Raw genomic sequence first — 1,526 nt, 5'->3', positions numbered from 1 at the left:
CTGACCAATGATCCGGCCCCGGCCGAAGCATTCCGTATGCCCGAGGTCGACGGTGTTTCGGTGGTGTTTGAGAAAGCCGACGGCGGCAAGTGCCAGCGTTGCTGGAAGATCCTGCCGGATGTGGGCAATCACGTCCATGACGGTGTTTGCGGCCGCTGCGATAGCGCGCTGGGATAACCCGGCTTTCAGCTTTGGCTTGTGTGTGACGCCCGGCTTAATTGCCGGGCGTTATCATTTTTGCGCTATTGTTGCGGGATTTCCTGCACTTTTTCCGGGTGCGGCCTTGTGTATTGGCAAATTGAATTCCTCTAGATGTTGACCGGTTTTCTACAATTGGTTAAGAATTCGTTAATTCCATGTAGGTTTTCAGCCGACTTAAAAATATGGCATGGGGCAGGGGGGCAGTTTATTATGCTGAAGCGGAAAGCGGACGCGCAACCGGTAGGCGAGCCGGGCAAGCCGCGCGGTGCATCTATCCGGATTGACGGGGTATCGGCACCGAAGAATATGAAAATCGGGCTGGTCGCGGACAGCTCCGGGTTCAAACCGGAACCCGCGGCGGCAATTGCAAAGCCTGCCTCTTCAAAAACTGCTGCCGTCAAAACGGCCAAATCTGCCATGGCGGCGAAACCCGCCAGTGCAGCAGCGGATGAACAGAAAATTGTTCCAGGTCCGCAGCCCATTGCGCCGGTGCAGGCGGACGGTGGCAGCGCGCTGCCGAAACTGGGCTTGGCTGCAGCGGGTCTGGCAGTCGCTGCGGCGATGCTTTTGTATTTCCAGTTCAGCGGCGGAACCCCGGCTGAACCGGCTGAAAGGGCTGAGCAGGCCAGCCTGCAAACACCGGCAGCAGCGGATGCCTCTGCCGGCACCGTGCAGCCGGCCGGTGCCGCCGCGGCGGCCGGCCTGCAAAAGGACGGCGCCAGCGGCGAAGACGCGATGGTCGCCCGTATCACCGCCGGAACCCTGGCCGCGCTGCGCAGCAGGCAGGCAAATCCTGAAAGCCTCAATCAGGCGGCAGCTGCGGCCCCGGCCGAAGGAACCGCGCTTTACAAAATGGTGCTGACTGCCGCGGCGCAGGGCCAGTCCGAGGCCTATATCGACCAGCTGGTGAACGGTGCCTACGAACGTAAGGAAATCACCTTGCCTGCCAGCCTGATCGGGGCTGACGGACGGGTCGACACGGCCACCTTGCTGGCGCTGTTCGTCGGCAACTGATCTCGGCTCCGGTATCCGCGCCGGAGCCGTTCCCGTTTGAGCAGCCGGCAGGATGCCGGCGCCGGCCGGGGACTACCCATAACAACCAGAACACGGGCGCTGCAGACCGGAGCCGGCTGCGGTGCAGACTATTTCCCGGGGGGACTATGAAGAATTACATTGCAGCCGCTGCCATGGGCCTTTTTGCCCTTGCAGCCAATTCCGCTGCGGCCGAGACCTGCGGCGGGGTCTATGCCGTGCAGCCGGGCGACAGCCTGTCGGTGATCGCTGACAAACTGTACAAGGATGCGGGCAAATGGAGCGCGATCCAC

General features: G+C 61.7%; 2 protein-coding genes and 1 pseudogene. All 3 read left to right on the top strand.

Annotated elements, in window-relative coordinates; translation table 11 throughout:
- Nucleotides 1-177, top strand: a 177-nt coding sequence (locus A2I95_RS42720) for a zinc finger domain-containing protein (RefSeq protein ID WP_367153205.1), incomplete at its 5' end; no start/stop codon positions are given.
- A 234-nt stretch (nt 178-411) separates the two neighbouring features.
- Nucleotides 412-1,215 carry a hypothetical protein gene (locus A2I95_RS37010; protein ID WP_291737459.1) on the top strand — a complete coding sequence of 268 codons (804 nt, stop codon included), beginning with the start codon at nt 412-414 and terminating at the stop codon, nt 1,213-1,215.
- A gap of 146 nt (nt 1,216-1,361) precedes the next feature.
- A pseudogene (locus A2I95_RS37005) lies at nt 1,362-1,526 on the top strand (peptidoglycan-binding protein LysM); the annotation flags it as partial.

The sequence above is a fragment of the Leisingera sp. F5 genome, assembly GCF_001593695.1.
The sequence above is the reverse complement of the archived record's forward strand: the minus strand, read 5'-3'. Positions and strand labels throughout refer to the sequence as shown.

Bases quoted from the DNA above. Each gene is read 5' to 3' on its own strand.
- A2I95_RS37010 (WP_291737459.1), top strand. From the start codon at position 412: ATGCTGAAGCGGAAAGCGGACGCGCAACCGGTAGGCGAGCCGGGCAAG.